This window comes from Streptomyces sp. NPDC051662, assembly GCF_040681655.1.
In the GTDB taxonomy this organism is placed as follows: Bacteria; Actinomycetota; Actinomycetes; order Streptomycetales; family Streptomycetaceae; genus Streptomyces.
On the sequence record NZ_JBFAZD010000003.1, the window covers coordinates 137,395 to 155,843 of the forward strand.

Consider the following 18,449-nt stretch of genomic DNA (forward strand, 5'->3'; position numbering starts at 1 on the left):
GCCGGGAACTGAGCGCCCATCAGCCGCTGACTTGGTCTAGACCTTGACAGGGTCCGCACAATTCCGGTTTGGTTCCCTCACCCCCCATGGCGAGCGCCGGCAGCGGCTGCTCGCGCGAAGGAGTGAGTCGTTTGAGACAGCGAGTTCTTGCCCTCCTCACGGCGATGGTTTCGGCCCTCGCGCTCGCGGTGTTCCTGCCCGCCTCATCCGCCTCCGCGGCGACCTGCGGCCCCGGCTGGACCGCCTCCGCCGTCTACACCGGCGGAAACGTCGCCTCGTACAACGGTCGCAACTGGTCGGCGAAGTGGTGGACCCAGGGGGAGACCCCCGGCACCGCCGATGTCTGGGCCGACCAGGGCGGTTGTGACGGCTCCAGCCCCGGTGGCGGATCCGGCGGCAGCTGTGACTATCCCGCCTGGGTCGCGGGCCGGGCGTATGTCGCCGGCGACATCGTCAAGTACACCGACGGCAAGTTCTACCGGGCCGAGCACGACAACCCGGGCTACGACCCGGTCATCAGCACCTGGTACTGGGAGCCGTACACCTGCGGCACCACCCCGCCCCCGCAGGGCGGATTCGTGGTCAGTGAGAGCCAGTTCAACCAGATGTTCCCGAGCCGGAACTCCTTCTACTCCTACAGCGGTCTGACCGCGGCCCTCGGCGCCTACCCCGGCTTCGCGAACACCGGCAGCGACACCATCAAGCGCCAGGAAGCCGCCGCGTTCCTGGCGAATGTCAGCCATGAGACCGGTGGGCTCGTCCACATCGTCGAGCAGAACACCGCCAACTACCCGCACTACTGCGACACTTCGCAGCCCTACGGCTGTCCCGCCGGACAGGCCGCCTATTACGGACGCGGCCCGATCCAGCTGAGCTGGAACTTCAACTACAAGGCCGCGGGCGACGCCCTCGGCATCGACCTCCTCAACAACCCCTGGCTCGTGCAGAACGACTCGGCCGTGGCCTGGAAGACCGCCCTCTGGTACTGGAACACCCAGACCGGACCCGGCACGATGACCCCGCACAACGCCATGGTCAACAGCCGCGGCTTCGGCGAGACCATCCGCAGCATCAACGGCAGCATCGAGTGCAACGGGGGCAACCCCGGACAGGTGCAGAGCCGGATCAACAACTACCAGCGCTTCGTGGGGATCCTCGGCACCACTCCCGGGTCCAACCTGAGCTGCTGAGCATCATCCGAGCAGCGGCCGGTCCGACGGTGTTCGCCGCCGTCGGACCGGCTTTCGCGTACGTACGAACGTTCCCCGTCCGTGCCGGTTCCCCGCCGGAGAACTGATCGGCCGCCGCGTCGTTGAGCCGGTCGGGCCACGGTCCGTTCTCGCGCGCTCGTCGCGTGGCGGAGCCGTCGCCCCGACCGAGCGGCGCACGACGAGGGAAGGTCTTCATGCAGGCGGGGATCCAGCCGGAGCCGGACCGTACGAGGGTGTCAGGACTGATAGCGGCCGTCGCGACGGAGGCCGTCGCGACAGATCCGTCAAAGGGCGCCAGGACACGGCGCGATCTGCTGCGCGCGCTCTTCACCCTGGGTGTGGTCGCGGGCACCTCCGCGGCGCTGGCGCCCATCCTCAGGGCGGGCCGCGGGGCGGGCCCCGGGGCGGACGGCGAGGCCGTCGGCGCGGTGGCCGGAGGCCCGGCACGGAGCGCGGAGAGCGAGGACGACCGGGCCTTCGAGGAGATGTACCGAGGACGGCGTATCCGGATCGGCCGCACCGGCACCGCGCATCCCGGCTCCGTCACCGCGGTCTCCGCCGCTCCGGACGTCTCCGCTCTGTCTCCGCCCTCCCCGCCCGACATCCGGATCGACGGCCGGCCGCTCCAGGTGATGCGGCGGGCCGACGGCGGCTATCTGAGCGTGGTCAACCACTACGAGTCGTTCCCGACCCCGCTCGCGGCGGCCCGTGCGGCGGTCAGGGATCTCAGGGGCGCGCAACTGGCCCTCGACGGGCCGGTCCACCACAGCTGACCCGTCCAGCCACCCCGTCCCACCGCATCCGACGGCTGGAGGGCCGCCCCACCGATGTACATCAGAAAGAACCAGCGGAATCTCACCGGCGCCGAAAAGAAGAGCTTCGTCAGCGCCGTCCTCGAACTCAAACGCCGCGGTGAGTACGACGAGTTCGTCCGGCTGCACCTTCAGTACCATGTCTCCGACGCGGAGGGCGGACCGCGCGCCGCGCACATGGCCCCGTCGTTCTTCCCCTGGCACCGCCGCTTCCTGCTCGACTTCGAGCGCGCGCTCCAGCGGGTGGACCCGAGGGTGAGCGTCCCGTACTGGGACTGGACCACCGACAACAGACCCGCCGCCACGCCCTGGACCGAGGACTTCCTCGGAGGCACCGGCCGGTCCCACGACCAGCAGGTCGTCACCGGTCCGTTCGCCTACACGTCGGGCAACTGGACGATCAGGGGCGGGGTCACGGAGGGGAAGTTCCTCACCCGCGATCTCGGCCGTCCCGCCGAGCCGGTCACACTGCCCACCAAGGACGAACTGGCCTGGGCGATGAACGAGAAGGTCTACGACGCCGCCCCCTGGGACTCGACGGCGGCCTCCGGCTTCCGGAACAGGCTGGAGGGCTGGATGTCAGGAGGCGACGAGCCCTGGTGCAACCACAACCGCGTCCACCGCTGGATCGGCGGCCATATGCTCGGCGGTTCCTCCCCCAACGACCCCGTCTTCTGGCTCCACCACGCCTTTGTCGATCTGCTCTGGGACCGCTGGCGGAGCAAGCACCCGAAGGCGACCTATCTGCCGAAGTCGAAGCTGGGCGCCGGAGATCCGCAGAGCGGCCGGGCGATCAGTCTGGTGGAACCGATGCCGCCCTGGAACGTCAGGCCGTCCGAACTCCTCGACCACCAGGACCTGTACCGCTATGAAGCGTGACTCCCCGGGACAGGGACGGCCCCCCGCGTGGACACGCGGGGGGCCGTCCTCATACCGACCGCGCGACCCCGGGGCCGCGCGCCCTCATCGGCGATCAGCCGCCGTAGCCGCCACCCTGGTGGTGCTCGCCACCCTTGTGGTGCTTCTCGCCCGACAGGTTGGCGCACTGGTTGCCGAACGCCGGGTTGAGCAGACCGACCACGTCGATGGTGTTGCCGCAGAGGTTGATCGGGACGTGCAGGGGCACCTGGATGACATTGCCCGACACGACACCGGGCGAGCCGATGGCGGCGGCCCCGGCGTCGGCGTCAGCAGCGGCCATACCGGCGCCACCGGCCAGCACGGCGCCCGTGCCGACGAGAACAGCGGTTGCCTTCGCGATACGCGACATCAAGAATCTCCTTGAACCGTTTGGAGCACAGCCGCACGAAGTGCGGCCTCACGCCCGTTCAACGCCCCGATTCACGCCCGGTAACGGATATTCGGTGATCCGATTCCGATCACCGTCATCATCACCTGGTCAGCGGAGCAGACTCAGCCCGCCGACGAGCCGGTCGATCCTGTTGCGCGGGCCCACCAGGCTGATGGCGCAGTACCCCAGATCGTCCTGGCCGGTCCCGGCGAGCGCACCGAGATACTCGTCGTACACCCGTGAGGTCTGGGCCGGCTCGGGCATGTCCACGATCAGCACCTCGTCCTTGGTGGCCGCCTTCGCCCGCAGCGCGCGCAGGGTCCCGCCGTCGGCGGCGAGGACCGTGCAGCCGGCCCAGGGCAGCCCGGGGTGGGTGACGCCGGAGGCATCCGCGCCGTCGGGTCCGAGGAGACCGGGCAGCGCCTTTCCCACGGCGGCGGCCATACACGCGGCGGCGTTCGTGATCCGGCCCGCCGGGAGGCTCTCGTCCACGACGATCACCCACTTCAGCCGTGCCTGCCGGGTGGAGCGGTCGGTGGTGATGTCCTCGGCGGTCAGTCGCGGGAGGGACAGCTGCGGGACGGACATGGAACTCCTTCGTCGGTGGATATCCCGCTACGCTAGGTAGAAGTTCCGACGCTGTCGCGAGCCGCCGCATTTCATACGGCAATCGAGGTGTTCCATGAAATTTGATGCGATCGATCAAGCTCTGCTGCGGGAGTTGCAGAACGACGCACGGCAGACCAACCGTGAGCTGGCGGCCAAGACCGGGGTCTCACCCTCCACCTCGCTGGAGCGGGTGAGGCTGCTGCGCGAGAGCGGCGTCATCACCGGCTACCACGCGGCCGTCGATCTCGACGCGGTGGGCCGGCCCGTACAGGCCCTGATCTCGGTCCGTATCCGGCCGCCGGCCCGCCCGGTGATCGAGGGGTTCCGGGAATGGGCGGCCCGGCTGCCGGAGGTGATCGGCCTGTTCGTCACCTCCGGCGCCCATGACTTCCTCCTGCATATCGCCGTTCCCGACGTCAACGGCGTCTACGCCTTTGTCATCGACCGCCTCACGGAACGCCGCGAGGTCGCCGATGTGCAGACGACGATGGCGTACGAACATGTCAGACCGCGCCGGATCGACCCGGTCGCCGACGAGCCGCCCGCGCGGTCGCGCGGGCCCCGCTGAGCGGCGCCCTCAGCCGGAGCGCCTCGGCTGGAGCGTGGTCGCGTACGCCCCGCCGTGCGCCAGCAGCTCGTGGTGGCTGCCGGCCTCGACGATGCGGCCACGCTCCATCACGATGATGCGGTCCGCGTTCCGGATGGTGGACAGCCGGTGCGCCACGACGAAGACCGTCCTGCCCCGCACGAGATGGGACAGCGCGTCCTGGATCAGCCCCTCCGACGTGTTGTCGAGGGCGGAGGTCGCCTCGTCGAGCACCAGGATGCGGGGATCCCTGATCAGCGCCCTGGCGATCGCCAGCCGCTGCTTCTGCCCGCCCGACAGCCGGGCGCCGCGCTGCCCCACCACCGTGTCGAGGCCGTCAGGCAGCCGCTCGATGAACTCCATCGCGTTCGCGGCGAGCAGCGCCCCGCGCAGCGCGTCCTCGTCGGCGCCGCCCTCCAGACCGTAGGTGACGTTCTCCCGGATGGTTCCCTCGAAGAGGATCGACTCCTGCGGTACGACGGACAGGAAACGGCGGTAGGTGCGCAGATCCAGGGAGGCCATGTCGATGCCGTCGAGCAGTATCCGGCCCTCGGTGGGCCGGATGAAGCCGATCAGCAGATTCAGGATCGTGGACTTGCCCGCGCCCGACGCCCCGACCAGGGCTATGGTCTCGCCCGGCCGTACGGACAGCTCGAACCCGCGCACCGAGTGCTCCGTCGCCTCGGGGTAGCGGAAACCCATCCCCTGGAAGTCGATTCGCCCGCCGATACGGTCGACGGACGCCTTGCCCTCGTTGCTCTCCAGGTCGGGCGCCTGAAGGACCTCACCGATCGAACGCACCGACTCCAGGCCCTTGGAGATGATCGGGGTCAGATTCATCAGGGTCGTCAGCGAGGCGGTCAGCGCCGTGAAGAAGGCGCTGATCATCACAACATCGCCGGCCGAGAGCCCCAGCCAACCGTAGTACGCGACGACCGCCGACCCCGAGAGACAGCCGACGGCCATCGTGTTGAGCAGGATCCAGGAGAGCGATCCGAAGCGGCCGTTGAGCAGATCGAGCCGGAACCCGGCGGAGAGCACCCGCTCCAGGGTGTGGTCGACGCGGTGCAGAGCGGTCCGCTCCAGACCGTGGGCACGGGTGATCGGGATGAGGGTGGTCATCTCGCCGACACGTGAGGAGAGCTGCTCGATCTCCAGCCGGAACTCCTCGTTGTTGCTGCGGATCCGGGAGCGCAGCCGGCGTACCAGCAGGGCGGCCAGGGGCACGACGACCAGGAACACCGGCAGCACGACGGGGGCGCGGTACCCGATCACCGCCAGCCCGCCGATCAGCGTCATGATGGCGCCGAGCCCCATGTCGGCGCTCTGCTGGGTCATCTGCTCCACGCTCTCGACGTCCCGTACGACCTTGGTCTGCAGGACGCCCGCGCTGACCCGGGCGTGGTAGCCGATGGACAGGTACTGCATCCGGCGGCAGAGCGCCGAGCGCAGCTCGCGCCCCATCCGGCGGATGCTTGAGCTCATCAGGCGCGCGTACAGCAGCGCCAGCGGAAAGTTCAGCACCAGGACGAACACCAGGACCCCGGTGTTGTACCAGAGTTCGGCGACCGGGCCGTGATCCACCACCACATCGATGATGTTGGCCGTGATCAGAGGGAGCAGCCAGACCGGAATGTGTTTGACGGCGAACACCAGGACCGCGAGGGACAGCCGGTGGCGGTCGGGCCGGAAGAGATAGGCGAGGGTGCGGAGCGGATGCTCCCCGGAGTAGTGATGGTCCAGTGGACTGGGACGCGGGGCGGATTCGGGTTTCTGCATGGAGAGCGGAGTCCTCTTTCGGCAGCGATAGTGCGCGCTCGGTAGCAGACACCCAGTTTCCTCCGGCCCGCTCCCAGGGGGAAGCGCTTTCTCGGCGCCCCGGCGCCGGACCGGACGGCGGCTCGGGGAGTGGGACGGGCCGATCGGTGAGATGGTGGCTCCATGGCTGATCGGGGCGCACTTCCGGCTGCCGTGTCGCTGCCGGACGACTGGCCCGCCCATCCGGACCTGAGCCTCGCTCTCAACCGCATGGGAAGCTTCGACTGGGATCTCGACAGCGGGCTGCTGCATCTGAACGCGCCCGCCCTCCAGGTCCTGGGCCTTCGTCCGGAGGAGTATTCCGGCAGTCCGCGCAGCCTCGTCCGCCGGTTGTCGCGGTTCGAGGCCGCCCGGCTGAAGAGTCTGCTGGCGCGTGCGCTCAAGGAGGGCTCGGCCGAGGTCGCGGCGTACTTCCGGATCGTCCGGCGCGACGGATCACGGCAGTGGACCCGCGCCCAGGCGCATATCGCCTATGACCGAGCGGGACGGCCCCGGCGGATCATCGGCCTCGTACGGAGCGCGGAACACGAGCTGACCGAGGTGGCCACCAGAAGCGATCTGGACGAGGCACGGCGCAGGCTGACCGGGGTGGTGGAGCGCACCACCGTGCTGCTGGCGCGCGCCGAGACCGTCGAGGACGTCCTCGACGTCCTGCGGGACGAGGAGGCGCTCGGCCATCTCAAGGCCGTGAGCGTCATGCTGGGCGTGGTGGAGGGCGGGCGGATCCGGACGGTCGCCGAGGGCCGGGCGGGGTCGTACGTACCGGAGCTGCAGTACACCCGGATCGACGGGCAGTTCCCGATGAGCGAGGTGGTACGCACCCAGCGGGCCCGCTTCATCACCTCGCGCGAGGACTTCCGGTCCTCCTACCCGCTGCTCTGGCCGCATGTGGAGCCGCTGTCGGTGGCCTCCGGTGCCTATCTGCCGCTGATCGCCCAGGGCAGGATGATCGGCGCCATGGGGCTGCTCTACCCCCGGCACGGCGAATTCAGCGCCGAGGAACGCAATCTGCTGGTCGCGCTCTCCAGCGGTATCGCGCAGAGCCTGCAACGGGCCATCCTCTACGAGCAGGAACACGATCTCTCCCAGGACCTCCAGCGGGCGATGCTGCCCCGGCACGTCCCCGAGGTCCCCGGCGCGCGCAGCGCCTTCCGCTACCGCTCCGCGCGTATCGGCCGGAGCGTCGGCGGTGACTGGTACGACGTGCTTCCGCTGCCCGGCGACCGGGTGGGGCTGACGATCGGCGATGTCCAGGGCCATGACACCGACGCGGCCGTGGTCATGGGCCAGCTGCGCATGGCGCTCTGGGCGTACGCCGCCGAAGGGCATCCGCCCGACGCGGCGATGGCCCGCGCCTCCGCCCTGCTGCGCGAGCTGGGCACCGACCGCTTCGCGACCTGCACCTATGTGGAGGTGGACCTGACGACCGGAGGGCTGCGGATCGTACGGGCGGGCCATCTCGACCCGCTGGTACGGCGTGCCGACGGCGGCTGCCACTGGATCGAGACGGCGGGCGGGCTGCCCCTCGGGCTCTCCGCCGAGTTCGCGGAGCTCGGCGGGATCAGCTATCCGGTGACCACCGGGGTGCTGGCGCCCGGTGAGACGCTGCTGCTCTGTACCGACGGGCTGGTGGAGCAGCCGGGCATCGACCTCGGCGAGAGCCTGGAAGAGCTCAGGGAGACCGTACTAACGGGCCCGGTGGATCTGGAGGAGCTGGCGGACCTGCTGTTCGAGGCGGAGGGCGAGCGGAGCGGCGGGGACGACATGGCCCTGCTGCTTCTGCGGCGGGACAGCGCCTGACGGCGGGCAGGCACCTGACGCCGGAACAGCGCCTCACGCCGGGACAGTCTCTGACGGCGGGAAAGACCGTGACGCCGTGGCGGTGTCCGATCCCGGCCGGTTTCGCCGCCCCGTTCCCCCCTGTCACCGCGTGTTCTCCCCGACGTCCCCACGAACCCCTGGTTCATTGGTCCGCGCACGGCGATGCTGGCGGCCGACACCGCACAAGCCATGCGTATTCACCGTCTTCCAGGAGAAGTTGTGGGCCCAGGCATCGCCGGGCGGACCGCCGTGCTCTTCGCGGCCGTGACCGCTCTGACGGTGGGGGCGGTATCCCCGTCCTCCGCCGACTCCACCCCCGACCCCCGACCCCGTACCGCCGCGGAGGTGCTGCGGCCGGTCGCGCCACCACCCGCGAGCGCGGCCACCGCGGACCCGCGATCCACCGGGACCCCCGGAACCGTCGCCGACGCCGACGGCATCGAGACCGCGCGGGCCTCGCGCCCGATCGCCCCCGGCGTCCGGCTCACTTCGTACGACCGGCTGGAATCCGACAAATGGCTGCGTGTGGACGCGCTCTCCGTCGACCTCGACGGCACCGGCGCCCAGGCCGACTACCTCTCCTCGGGCAAGGTCTCCGACCGCCGTACGGTCTCGGAGCTGGCCGCCGGCCATGACGCCGGCCCCGGACGCCGTACCGTCGCCGCGATCAACGCCGACTTCTTCGACATCAACGAGACGGGCGCGCCCCAGGGCCCCGGGATCGCGGACGGGGAGGTCACCCACTCGCCCGCGCCCGGGGTCAACCAGGCCATCGGAATCGGCCCGGGGAACGCCGGACGCCTCCTGAAGCTGTACTTCGACGGCACCGTGACACTCCCCTCGGGACCGCGCGCGCTGAACGCCTACAACGCGGCCAATGTGCCGGCCGGCGGCATCGGCGCGTACAACGCGGGGTGGGGGGTGGCGGACCGCGCGCTCACCGTGGACCGGGCGACCCCCGTCGCCGAGGCCGCCGTACGGGACGGCCAGGTCGTCTCCGTGACGGACCGCCCCGGCACGGGAGCGATCGCCGAGGGCACGACCGTCCTGGTCGGCCGCGAAGCGGGCGCCGAGGCGCTCCGCGCGCTGCGCCCGGGGGACCAGGTCACCCTCGAATACCGGCCGCGCACCGACAGCGGAGCCGTCCCGCGGACCGCGGTCGGCGGCCGTGAACTCCTCGTGGTGGACGGCGTGGCGCAGAACCACGACGGCGAGGGCAACAACACCGCCGCGCCGCGCACCGCCGTCGGGTTCTCGCGCGACGGCAGCACCATGCAGGTGATCACCGTCGACGGCCGGCAGGCCGACAGCGGGGGCGTCACGCTCACCGAACTGGGCCTGATGATGCTGCGCGCCGGTGCCCACAGCGCGCTCAACCTCGACGGCGGCGGCTCGTCCACGCTGGTCGCCCGCGCACCGGGCAGCGACGCGCTGCGCGTGGAGAACAGCCCCTCCGACGGCAGCGAGCGCACGGTCCCCAACGGTCTGGCCCTCACCGCGCCGGACGGCAGTGGACGCCTCAAGGGCTTCTGGGTCGAGCCCCGTACCCCCGCGAGCGGCGCCCCGAGCGTCGACCCCGTCAAGGGCGGCCACCCCGAGCGGGTCTTCCCGGGACTGACCAGGACGCTCACCGCGGCCGGATACGACGAGACCTACGGGCCCGCGTCGGGCGATCCGCGCTGGCGGGCCGTACGGTCCTCGGTGGGGCGCGTCGACACCGACGGCGTGTTCACCGCACGCGGCAGCGGCACCACCGAGGTACGCGCCGAACACGGTCGGGCCGGGGGCGGCATGGAGCTGACCGTCCTGGACCGGCTCGACCGTATCCAGCCGACCACCCGGCGCGTCGGACTCGCGGACACCGCGGCGACCGGCACCTTCGGCCTCGTCGGTCTCGACGCCCATGGCACCAGCGCACCCATCGAACCCCGTGACACACGGCTCGACTACGACCGCTCGCTCTTCTCCGTCACCGACGACGGCCGGGGCTCCTTCACCGTGAAGTCCCTGAAGGGCAGCGGAGCCGGGCGCGTCACGGTCGAGGCGGGCGGCCGTACGACGGTCCTCGCCATCAGCGTCGGACTCGACGAGCAGCCGGTCTCCGCCTTCGACGACGCCGCGTCCTGGACCTTCAGCCAGGCACGCGCGGAGGGCTCGGTCTCGGCCACCCCGGACGGCCGGACCGGTACCGGGCTCACCCTCACCTACGACTTCACCCGCTCCACCGCCACCCGCGCCGCGTACGCGAATCCGCCCCGGCCGATCCCGGTGCCCGGCCAGCCGCAGTCCTTCACGCTCTGGATCAAGGGCGACGGCAAGGGCGCCTGGCCCACCCTGCATCTCAAGGACGCGGCCGGCTCCGACCAGTTGCTGCGCGGCCCGTATGTCACCTGGACCGGCTGGCGCCAGGTGACCTTCGCCGTGCCGGCCGGAGCCGCGACGCCGCTCGGCGTGTACCGCTTCTATCTCGCGGAGACCGCCGCCACCAAGCAGTACACCGGTGAGATCGTGATCGACGGGCTGACGGCGCAGGTGCCGCCCACGGTGGAGCTGCCCGCGCAGCCGCGCCCGGCCGATCCGCTGATCGACTCGGCGGCCGAAACCGGCGCCAGGGACTGGCGGTTCGCGGTGATGTCCGACGCCCAGTTCGTCGCCCGTGACCCCGACAGCGCGATCGTGGCACAGGCACGCCGTACCCTGCGCGAGATCAAGGCGGCGAAGCCCGACTTCCTCGTCATCAACGGCGACCTGGTGGACGAGGGATCTCCGGCGGATCTCGCCTTCGCCGAGACACTGCTGACCGAGGAACTGGGCGACGCCCTGCCCTGGTACTACGTACCGGGCAACCACGAGGTGATGGGCGGCACGATCAAGAACTTCGTGGACCGGTTCGGCCCCGCCCAGCGGATCTTCGACCACCGGGGAACCCGCTTCCTCACCCTCGACACATCGAGTCTGACGCTGCGCGGCGGAGGCCTGGCGCAGATCAAGGCGGTACGGGAGCAGCTGGACGCGGCGGCGAAGGACGACCGGGTCCGCTCGGTGATGGTGATCGAGCACGTACCGCCACGCGATCCGACCGTCCAGAAGGCCAGCGAGCTGAGCGACCGCAAGGAGGCGGCCCTCCTCGAACAGTGGCTCGCGGACTTCCGCCGGACGACCGGCAAGGGCGCTGGGCTGATCGGTAGCCATGTCGGGGTCTTCGACGCCTCGCGGGTCAACGGCGTGCCGTATCTGATCAACGGGAACTCCGGCAAGGCACCCGCGGCACCGGCGGGCGAGGGCGGGTTCACCGGCTGGTCGCTCGTCGGGGTCGACCGGATCTCGCGGGGCGCGCAGTCGGCCGCGCGGCTGGCTCCGTGGAAGGGCGGCCCCGACTGGGTCTCCGTGCAGACCCGCGCGCACACCGACGCGCTCACGCTGGACGCGCCGACCACGCTGGCCCCCGGGCACAGCGCCCGCGCCACGGCGGCCATCACCCAGGGGACCAGGGCGGTCCCGGTCGGGTTCCCGCTCAGCGCCGACTGGACGGGCTCCCCAAACCTCCGTATCGGCGACCGGAACGGCGCCCGCTTCCGCCACGCGGCGGTCTTCGATCCGGCGACGGGCACCCTGACCGCGCTGCGGCCCGGGACGGTCATCCTCGCGGTGACGGTCAACGGCGTCACGCGGCGGGCGGAGATCAGGATCGCGGCGACGGCCTCCGGAGCGTCCGCGGCGGTCGCACCCGCGGCCTGACCGGATGAGTACGGTGGCCCCGCGTCCGGCCGTCCGGACGCGGGGCCACCGTATGCGGCGACTTTGGGACGGGCGAGCGGCACCCCACTCGCGACTTTGGTCACCGAGGCCGCACCGGAAGGCCAATAGCCCTGCCGAGCCCGCCCTTTCTAGCCTTGAGGGGTGAAGACGGTATGCGGAATCCTGTGTTTCCTTCTGTTGTCCCAAGGCGTGGGGGGACTGCTGCACGAATGGACGGACGGGTGGTTCTCACTCTGGTCGCTGGTGGCGAGGATGAGCTACTTCGACGGCTATGAGATCTATGTGTCCGCCGTGCTGATCGTGGCGGGCCTCGGCATGGGCGCGGCCGCGGAGAGTGCGAAGAAGCGCGGTCTCTAGGGCGTGTCCTGACGGTCCTGGACGGCATGGAGGGTGGCGCGCACGGGACGTGCCGGTTGGAGGGTGAGGCCCGTGCGCGGCGGGATCTCGCCCTTGTCCACGTCGACATGGAAGCGTTGCGCGAGCGTGGCCAGTACGAGGACGGCCTCTACCATCGCGAATCTGGCCCCGAGGCAGGCGCGTGAACCGCCGCCGAACGGGAACCACGCGTGGTCCGGTACGGCGGCGGCCACGTCGGCGTCCCACCGCTCGGGACGGAACGCCTCCGGGTCGGGGAACCAGCGCGCGTCCCGGTGGGCGCTCCACTGGCTGGACCAGACCACGGTGCCCTTCGCGACCGGATGACCGCCCACCGTCGAACGCTCCTTGGCGATCCCGCTCATCAGCCAGACCGGGGGATAGAGCCGAAGGGTCTCCTTGATGATCTGCTCGGTCCAGGGCAGCAGCCGGAGATCGTCATGGCCCGGCGCCCGGCCGCCGAGGGCGTCGCGGAGTTCCCGGCTGAGCCTGTCCCGCGCCTCCGGACTGCGGGAGAGCAGATACCAGGCCCAGGTGAGTGTGGTGCCGGTGGTCTCGTGCCCGCCGATGTAGAGGGTGACCGCCTCGTCCCGGATCTCCTTGTCGGTGAGCGGCCGGTCCTGTTCGTCCCTGGCCGCGAGCAGCCGGCTCAGCAGATCGTCGCGCTCCTCGCCGCTCCGGCGGCGTATCCCGGTGACCCGGGCCACCTCGCGGTCGATGACGGCGACGGCCCTCCGCAGCTTGCGGCGGCCCGGGGTGGGGAGCCACGGCGGCAGAAACAGTGTGACGCCGCGGAACTCGTCGCCGATCGCCCGCTGGGCGATGTCCATCGCCGGTCCGATCGTGGACTCGCGCCCCGCGGTGTCGGCGCCGAAGAGTGTCCGTACGGCGATCCGCTGGGTGAGCCCCAGCATCTCGTCACGTACATCGAGGCGTTGACCGGGCCGCCAGGTGTTCGCGAGCGTGGCCGCGCAGTCGGTCATCGTCTCCGCGTAGCCCCGCACCTGGCGGGGGCGTACGGCGGGCTGCACCAGGGCGCGCTTACGGCGCCAGGACGGCCCCTCCGAGGTGACGACGCCCTCGCCGAGAACCAGCTTGAACGCCCAGCCGAGTTCGGGGTGGCGGAACTCGCTCTCGATGCCCGTGAGCAGCTCCCCGATGTGCTCGGGCCGGGAGAGGAACAGGGACCGCTGCGGGCCGAGCCGCCACTCGACGAGGTCGCCGTGGCCGCGCAGCCGGGTGAAGAAGCCGAGCGGATCACGCGCGAAGGCGGGCAGATTCCCGAGTAAGGGAAGTCGGCGCGGACCTGGTACGGGCACAGTCGTCATGGCAGGGCTCCTCGGGGTGGAAGGCCGTGGGGCGGGAGGGACGGAGACGACGGGACCCGACAAGCAAAGCGCCCGGCCGCGCTCCGTACCAGAGGGCCCGCACCGTGCCGGGTCCCGGCCGCCGGGTCCCGGTCGGCGGATCTGTCCGACGGTCTGTCCGACGGTTCTGTCCGACGGTGGGATCGCCGGTTCCGCTTGCCCTGGAGCGCGCTCCAGGGTGGACGCTGGAGGTATGAGCTCAGTGGTTCCCCGGCCGGAGCCGGATGTGGAGATTCCGCACGGCGGACTGACGATCGGCGAAGCCGCCGCGGTCTGCGGCCTCAGCATCGACACCCTCAGGTACTACGAACGCGAGGGGTTGACGGCGCTCCCCGCCGATCGCGCGCCCTCGGGCCAGCGGCGCTATTTCGCCCAGGATCTCCACTGGCTCGCCGGGATCGTCATGCTGCGCGGCACCGGCATGCCGATCCGCGACATCCGCGCCTTCACCGAGATCTGCCGGTACGAGGGCAACGAGGCCGAGCGGCTGGCGGTGCTTGAGCAGCACCGTGAACGCGTACTCGAACAGCTCAACGAGACCCGGGAACATCTCGCCGCCATTGAACGCAAGATCGACTTCTATCGAAAGGGCGTCTCCGCGTCATGAAGAACGTGAAACTCGGTTCGCAGGGCCTCACCGTCTCCGCCGAGGGCCTGGGCGCGATGGGCATGAGCGTCTGGTACGGCCCCAGGGACGAGCGGGAGGCCATGGCCACGCTCAACCGGGCCGTCGACATCGGGGTCACACATATCGACACGGCCGAGGCGTACGGCCCGTTCGAGAACGAGAAGCTGATCGGACGCGCCCTGGGCAAGCGGCGTGACGAGATCACGATCGCGACCAAGTTCGCCATCGAGTTCGACGACGACGGCACGTCGCACGGTCACAACGGCAGCGCCGCGTACGCGCACCGGGCGGTGGACCGCTCCCTGCGGCACCTCGGCATGGATGTCATCGATCTGTACTATCTGCACCGCGTCGACCCGAACGTCCCCATCGAGGAGAGCGTCGGGGCGATGAGCGAGATGGTGCGGGCGGGCAAGGTCCGGTACATCGGTGTCTCGGAGGCGAGCCCCGAGCTGATCCGCCGGGCCCACGCGGTGCATCCGCTGACCGCGCTCCAGTCCGAGTACTCCCTGTTCACCCGGGACGTGGAGCACAACGGCGTGCTGGCGACCGTACGGGAGCTGGGCATCGGGTTCGTCGCGTTCTCGCCGCTCGGACGCGGCTTCCTGTCCGGGAAGATCAGGCGCCGCGACGATCTCGCGCCCGACGACGCGCGCCGCGGTCTGCCCCGGTTCACCGAGGAGAACATCGCGGCGAATCTGGCGGTCGTCCACAAGGTCACCGAGCTGGCGGAGGCCAAGGGCGTCACCCCGACACAGCTGACACTGGCCTGGCTGCTGGCGCAGCGGGTCGTACCGATCCCCGGCACCAAGCGGCGCACCTATCTGGAACACAACGCCGAGGCCGCCGATATCGAACTGACCGACGGCGATCTGGCGGCGATCGACGCGGCGGCGCCGCACGGTATCGCGGCGGGCGACAGAGAGGCCGCTCCGCGTACGTGAGCCCCGCCGTCCCCTGTCGTCACGACAGGGGGAGCGGCAGACGCGTGCGGCTGCTCAACTGTCTTCCACGCAAGGGTCGTCGAGTGAGGTCGAGCGCCCGAGATAGGTGAGCGGGCCGGGATCCGGCACCGCGATCTCATGGAAGCCGAGCCGGTCGTAGAAGGCCCGGGCGGAGGTGTTGGCGGTGACCATCGAGAGATGGACCGCGCCGGCTCCCCGGTCACGAAGGGCGCGCAGGAACGTGTGCATCAGGGCCCGGCCGTATCCCTGGCGCTGTGCGACGGGCAGCAGATCGATATGGAGATGCGCGGGGTAGCCGGCCAGTTCGGGCAGGATCATCCGTTCCGGCCGGTGCAGCAGGGCGGTCATCTCCTCGCTCGGGGTACGGGCCGGGCCGGCCGGTGCCGGATAGCGGCCGGCGACCCGCGGCAGCCACACCTCGCGGAACGCGCTCACGAAGCCGGCGGTGTCGGCGGTGCCGAGGACATAGCCGACGGCCCGGCCGCGGCCGTCGTCGAGGACGAAGGTCAGCCCGGGCTCCAGCGCCGCGTACGGCGCGGCGAAGATGCTCGGCATCAGGTCCGGGTCCGGATAGAGGTGCCGCGAGTCCCCGCCCGCGTCGGCCGTGCGTACGCAGATGTCGTGGAGCGCGGGAAGGTCCTCGGGGCGATAGGCGCGAACGCCGGCAGTGGCGAGTGGAGGCGGCACAGCAACGCATGGTGCCAGTGACGGGAGCGCTCCCACAAGAGTGGGATCACGCGGTGGACCTTGTGACGTGGCTCGTGGGCGCTGCCATACCGCGTACATACGGGTGCAATGTCCGAGGACAACAGTAGGAGGGTGCCTCCTGTTCGACGCCCCCTCGACCGGGTGCGCCGCGGACCGGGGCCTTCGTATCGCCGGGCAACGCAGGGGAGTCGTGACCGTGACCGTACGAGAACAGCTGAGCCTCGGAATCGCGCTGGACGGAGCGGGCGCGCACCCGGCGGCCCCCGGCGGGGCGCCGCCGCCCGAGGAGTTCGTCCGGCTGGTCCGGCGGGCGGAGGCGGCCCTGCTCGACTTCGTCACCGCTGAGGACGGCCCCGGCCGGCTCGACTCCACGGTGCTGCTCGCCGCGGCGGCGGGCTCCACGTCACGGATCGGGCTGGTGCCTCTCGGGCCCGTGGCGGGAGCGCCGTCCGCCTACGCCGCACAGATCGCCACCCTCGACAGGATCAGCGGCGGACGGGCCGGGATACGGCCGCGACTGGCGACGAGCGCGGCGGACCATGACGCCCTCGTCCAGCTGATCGGCACGCCCGAGGGCCACCGGCGGATCGCCGGACTCTTCGATGCCGCGGCGGAGTTCCTCGGCGAGGTCGAAGAGGAGTGGGACAGCGCGGCCGAGAGGGTACGGGCCCCGCAGGGACGCCCTCCGGTGCTGGCGCTGGCGCATGACACCGTTCCCTACCGGTTCGCCGCGCGCCGGGCCGACGTGGTGTTCGTGACGCCCGGGGACCTCCAGGGCCTGCGGCTGATCCGTGAACAGGTGGGGCGGCTGGCGCGGGAGGCGGGCAGGAAGCCGGACTCACCGCTGGTCTTCGCGGATCTGAACGTCATCCTCGCCGACACACCCGAGCAGGCCACCGAGCGCCGGGAACGGCTCGACGCCGCGGCGGGCGCGCCGTTCACATCGGACGCGGAGATCTTCACCGGCACGCCGCAGGGCCTGGCCGATCTGCTGGAGGAGTGGTCGGGCGAGGGCGGCGCCGACGGATTCCGGATCAGACCGGCGGTGCTGCCGGACGATCTCTATGCCGTGGTGGACCGCACGGCTCCGGAACTGGTCCGGCGCGGACTGCTGCGCTCCACCTACGCCACCCGCACGCTCCGCGGCCACCTCGGCCTCACCGACACCCCCTGAACGGCTGCCGCTAGCGGCTGACGAGAGCCGGAATCCGGGCCGCCGAGAACTCCACGGGGAGCGAGACCGGGATCCGCGTCCATGGCGAGGGATGCCAGGCGACCTGGTCGGCGGGGATGGTGAGTCTCATGTCGGGGAGCAAGTGCAGGACGGTGTTGACGGCGGTGCGGGTGATGAGCCGGGCGGGTACTTGTGCGGGGCAGACGTGGGGGCCCGCGGAGAAGGCGAGGTGGGCGCGGTTGCCGGGTTCTCCGGCGGTGTCGTCGGGTCGGATGGCGGGGTCGTCGTTGGCGGCGGCGATGCCGAGGATGAGGACGTCGCCGCGGCGGATGTGCCGGCCGCCGAGTTCGGTGTCGCGCAGTGCGTAGCGTGCGGGCATGTTGTTCATGGGCGGGTCGCGCCAGAGCGCCTCGTCGAGAGCGTCGTCCACACCCAGCCGGCCGCCGTGCATCCTGGCGGCGAAGCGCGGATCGGTGAGCATCAGCCGCAGCGTCAGTGATGTCCAGGCGTTGACGCCCTCGGTACCCGAAGAGATCATCACCGCCATCGACTGGATACGTTCCGACTCGTTGCGCAGATTGGGGTGGTTGATGAACGCCGTCGTCAGATCGTCGGTCGGGCACTCCTGCCGGCGGCGCAACGCGTCGACCAGGATCTCCTCGAAGTGGCGGTTGCCGTCCTGCGAGTCGTCGGCGCTGCCGAACAGCGCGATGAGCGCCCGCAGCAGCTCCTGGCCCTCCGCGCTGTTCAGACCGAACAGGGAGGCGATGGAGAGCAACGGCACGATCGTGGCGTAGTCGTTCACCAGATCCGCCCGGCCCTGCTGGGAGAAGCGCGCGATCAACTCCGTACACACCGACTGGACCTGGCGGCGCGCCCTGCGCTGGTCGATTCGCGCCACCCCGTCGTCCAGCGGCTGGCGCAGCCGCCGGTGCTCGGGGCCGTCCGCGCCGATGACATTGGCACGCCAGGCCATCATCGGCAGCAGCCCCGAATGCGGCGGGACCAGACCCTCGTTGAGATCGCGCCAGTTGCGGGCGTCGCGGGAGAAGATCTGTTCCTGCCGGGTGATCGTGAGCAACTCCCGGTAGCCCATGACGAGCCAGGCCGGTACGCCCGGTTCCAGCTCGACGCGGGCGACATTGCCCCACTGCTCGCGCAGTCTTCGGTAGACCTCGCGGGGTTCGGACGCGCCGGTCGCGGCCGACAGGGAAAGCACCTCCGCGTCGGGGGAGTGGGCCGGACACTCCGGCGGCGCGGAGAGCGGGGAGGGATGGTTCATGAGGCGGTCTCCTTGGCACGCACCGCGCCGGCGTGCGGCGCGC

The 18,449-nt window shown here is 70.8% G+C and carries 16 protein-coding genes; 10 read left to right on the forward strand and 6 right to left on the reverse strand.

Features of this window, described 5'->3' with window-relative positions:
• The first annotated feature begins 131 nt into the window (after positions 1-131).
• The 3 genes from AB0M67_RS06100 to AB0M67_RS06110 all read left to right on the forward strand — a co-directional run bounded on the left by AB0M67_RS06100 (position 132) and on the right by AB0M67_RS06110 (position 2,902).
• On the forward strand, positions 132-1,190 hold the full coding sequence (locus AB0M67_RS06100) for a glycoside hydrolase family 19 protein (protein WP_365743124.1): 1,059 nt from the start codon (positions 132-134) through the stop codon (positions 1,188-1,190).
• A 215-nt stretch (positions 1,191-1,405) separates the two neighbouring features.
• Complete coding sequence (locus tag AB0M67_RS06105) at positions 1,406-1,984, forward strand: tyrosinase family oxidase copper chaperone (RefSeq protein ID WP_365743126.1); 579 nt, start codon at positions 1,406-1,408, stop codon at positions 1,982-1,984.
• Positions 1,985-2,038: 54 nt separating this feature from the next.
• On the forward strand, positions 2,039-2,902 hold the full coding sequence (locus tag AB0M67_RS06110; protein ID WP_365743128.1) for a tyrosinase family protein: 864 nt from the start codon (positions 2,039-2,041) through the stop codon (positions 2,900-2,902).
• 94 nt (positions 2,903-2,996) lie between these two features.
• Here AB0M67_RS06110 and AB0M67_RS06115 read toward each other — a convergent pair whose 3' ends face one another.
• Together AB0M67_RS06115 and AB0M67_RS06120 are read right to left on the reverse strand one after the other, a co-directional pair.
• The gene (locus AB0M67_RS06115) at positions 2,997-3,293 is read right to left on the reverse strand and encodes a chaplin (RefSeq protein WP_365743130.1); all 297 of its coding nucleotides are present in this window, start codon (positions 3,291-3,293) and stop codon (positions 2,997-2,999) included.
• Between the two features lie 129 nt (positions 3,294-3,422).
• A complete protein-coding gene (locus tag AB0M67_RS06120; protein ID WP_365743132.1) occupies positions 3,423-3,902 on the reverse strand; it encodes a DUF2000 domain-containing protein in 480 nt (159 codons plus the stop codon).
• A 94-nt stretch (positions 3,903-3,996) separates the two neighbouring features.
• Between AB0M67_RS06120 and AB0M67_RS06125 the strand changes: the two genes are divergently transcribed.
• Positions 3,997-4,491: an Lrp/AsnC family transcriptional regulator gene (locus AB0M67_RS06125; RefSeq protein ID WP_365743134.1), complete on the forward strand. Its 495-nt coding sequence runs from the start codon at positions 3,997-3,999 to the stop codon at positions 4,489-4,491.
• Between the two features lie 9 nt (positions 4,492-4,500).
• Here AB0M67_RS06125 and AB0M67_RS06130 read toward each other — a convergent pair whose 3' ends face one another.
• The gene (locus AB0M67_RS06130; RefSeq protein WP_365743137.1) at positions 4,501-6,288 is read right to left on the reverse strand and encodes an ABC transporter ATP-binding protein; all 1,788 of its coding nucleotides are present in this window, start codon (positions 6,286-6,288) and stop codon (positions 4,501-4,503) included.
• A 162-nt stretch (positions 6,289-6,450) separates the two neighbouring features.
• Between AB0M67_RS06130 and AB0M67_RS06135 the strand changes: the two genes are divergently transcribed.
• The 3 genes from AB0M67_RS06135 (at position 6,451) to AB0M67_RS06145 (ending at position 12,264) form a co-directional block, all read left to right on the forward strand.
• A complete protein-coding gene (locus AB0M67_RS06135) occupies positions 6,451-8,127 on the forward strand; it encodes a SpoIIE family protein phosphatase (protein ID WP_365743139.1) in 1,677 nt (558 codons plus the stop codon).
• A 270-nt stretch (positions 8,128-8,397) separates the two neighbouring features.
• Positions 8,398-11,886 carry a phosphodiester glycosidase family protein gene (locus tag AB0M67_RS06140; protein ID WP_365743703.1) on the forward strand — a complete coding sequence of 1,163 codons (3,489 nt, stop codon included), beginning with the start codon at positions 8,398-8,400 and terminating at the stop codon, positions 11,884-11,886.
• Positions 11,887-12,048: 162 nt separating this feature from the next.
• Positions 12,049-12,264, forward strand: coding sequence for a hypothetical protein (locus AB0M67_RS06145; protein ID WP_365743141.1), 216 nt, complete (start codon positions 12,049-12,051; stop codon positions 12,262-12,264).
• Here the strand turns inward: AB0M67_RS06145 and AB0M67_RS06150 are convergent.
• Positions 12,261-13,610, reverse strand: coding sequence for a cytochrome P450 (locus AB0M67_RS06150; RefSeq protein ID WP_365743143.1), 1,350 nt, complete (start codon positions 13,608-13,610; stop codon positions 12,261-12,263). The two genes, AB0M67_RS06145 and AB0M67_RS06150, sit on opposite strands and share 4 nt — an antisense overlap.
• 232 nt (positions 13,611-13,842) lie before the next feature.
• Between AB0M67_RS06150 and AB0M67_RS06155 the strand changes: the two genes are divergently transcribed.
• Both AB0M67_RS06155 and AB0M67_RS06160 read left to right on the forward strand, forming a co-directional pair.
• Positions 13,843-14,256, forward strand: a complete 414-nt coding sequence (locus AB0M67_RS06155) for a MerR family transcriptional regulator (protein ID WP_365743145.1) — start codon at positions 13,843-13,845, stop codon at positions 14,254-14,256.
• Positions 14,253-15,221, forward strand: a complete 969-nt coding sequence (locus AB0M67_RS06160; RefSeq protein ID WP_365743147.1) for an aldo/keto reductase — start codon at positions 14,253-14,255, stop codon at positions 15,219-15,221. The genes AB0M67_RS06155 and AB0M67_RS06160 overlap by 4 nt, the downstream gene beginning before the upstream one ends.
• 54 nt (positions 15,222-15,275) lie before the next feature.
• Here the strand turns inward: AB0M67_RS06160 and AB0M67_RS06165 are convergent, their stop codons facing one another.
• A complete protein-coding gene (locus tag AB0M67_RS06165; RefSeq protein WP_365743149.1) occupies positions 15,276-15,929 on the reverse strand; it encodes a GNAT family N-acetyltransferase in 654 nt (217 codons plus the stop codon).
• Between the two features lie 217 nt (positions 15,930-16,146).
• Here AB0M67_RS06165 and AB0M67_RS06170 point away from each other — a divergent pair, with 217 nt between their 5' ends.
• Positions 16,147-17,124: an LLM class flavin-dependent oxidoreductase gene (locus AB0M67_RS06170; RefSeq protein ID WP_365743151.1), complete on the forward strand. Its 978-nt coding sequence runs from the start codon at positions 16,147-16,149 to the stop codon at positions 17,122-17,124.
• Positions 17,125-17,134: 10 nt separating this feature from the next.
• Here the strand turns inward: AB0M67_RS06170 and AB0M67_RS06175 are convergent, their stop codons facing one another.
• Positions 17,135-18,406, reverse strand: coding sequence for a cytochrome P450 (locus AB0M67_RS06175; RefSeq protein WP_365743153.1), 1,272 nt, complete (start codon positions 18,404-18,406; stop codon positions 17,135-17,137).
• Between the last annotated feature and the right edge of the window lie 43 nt (positions 18,407-18,449).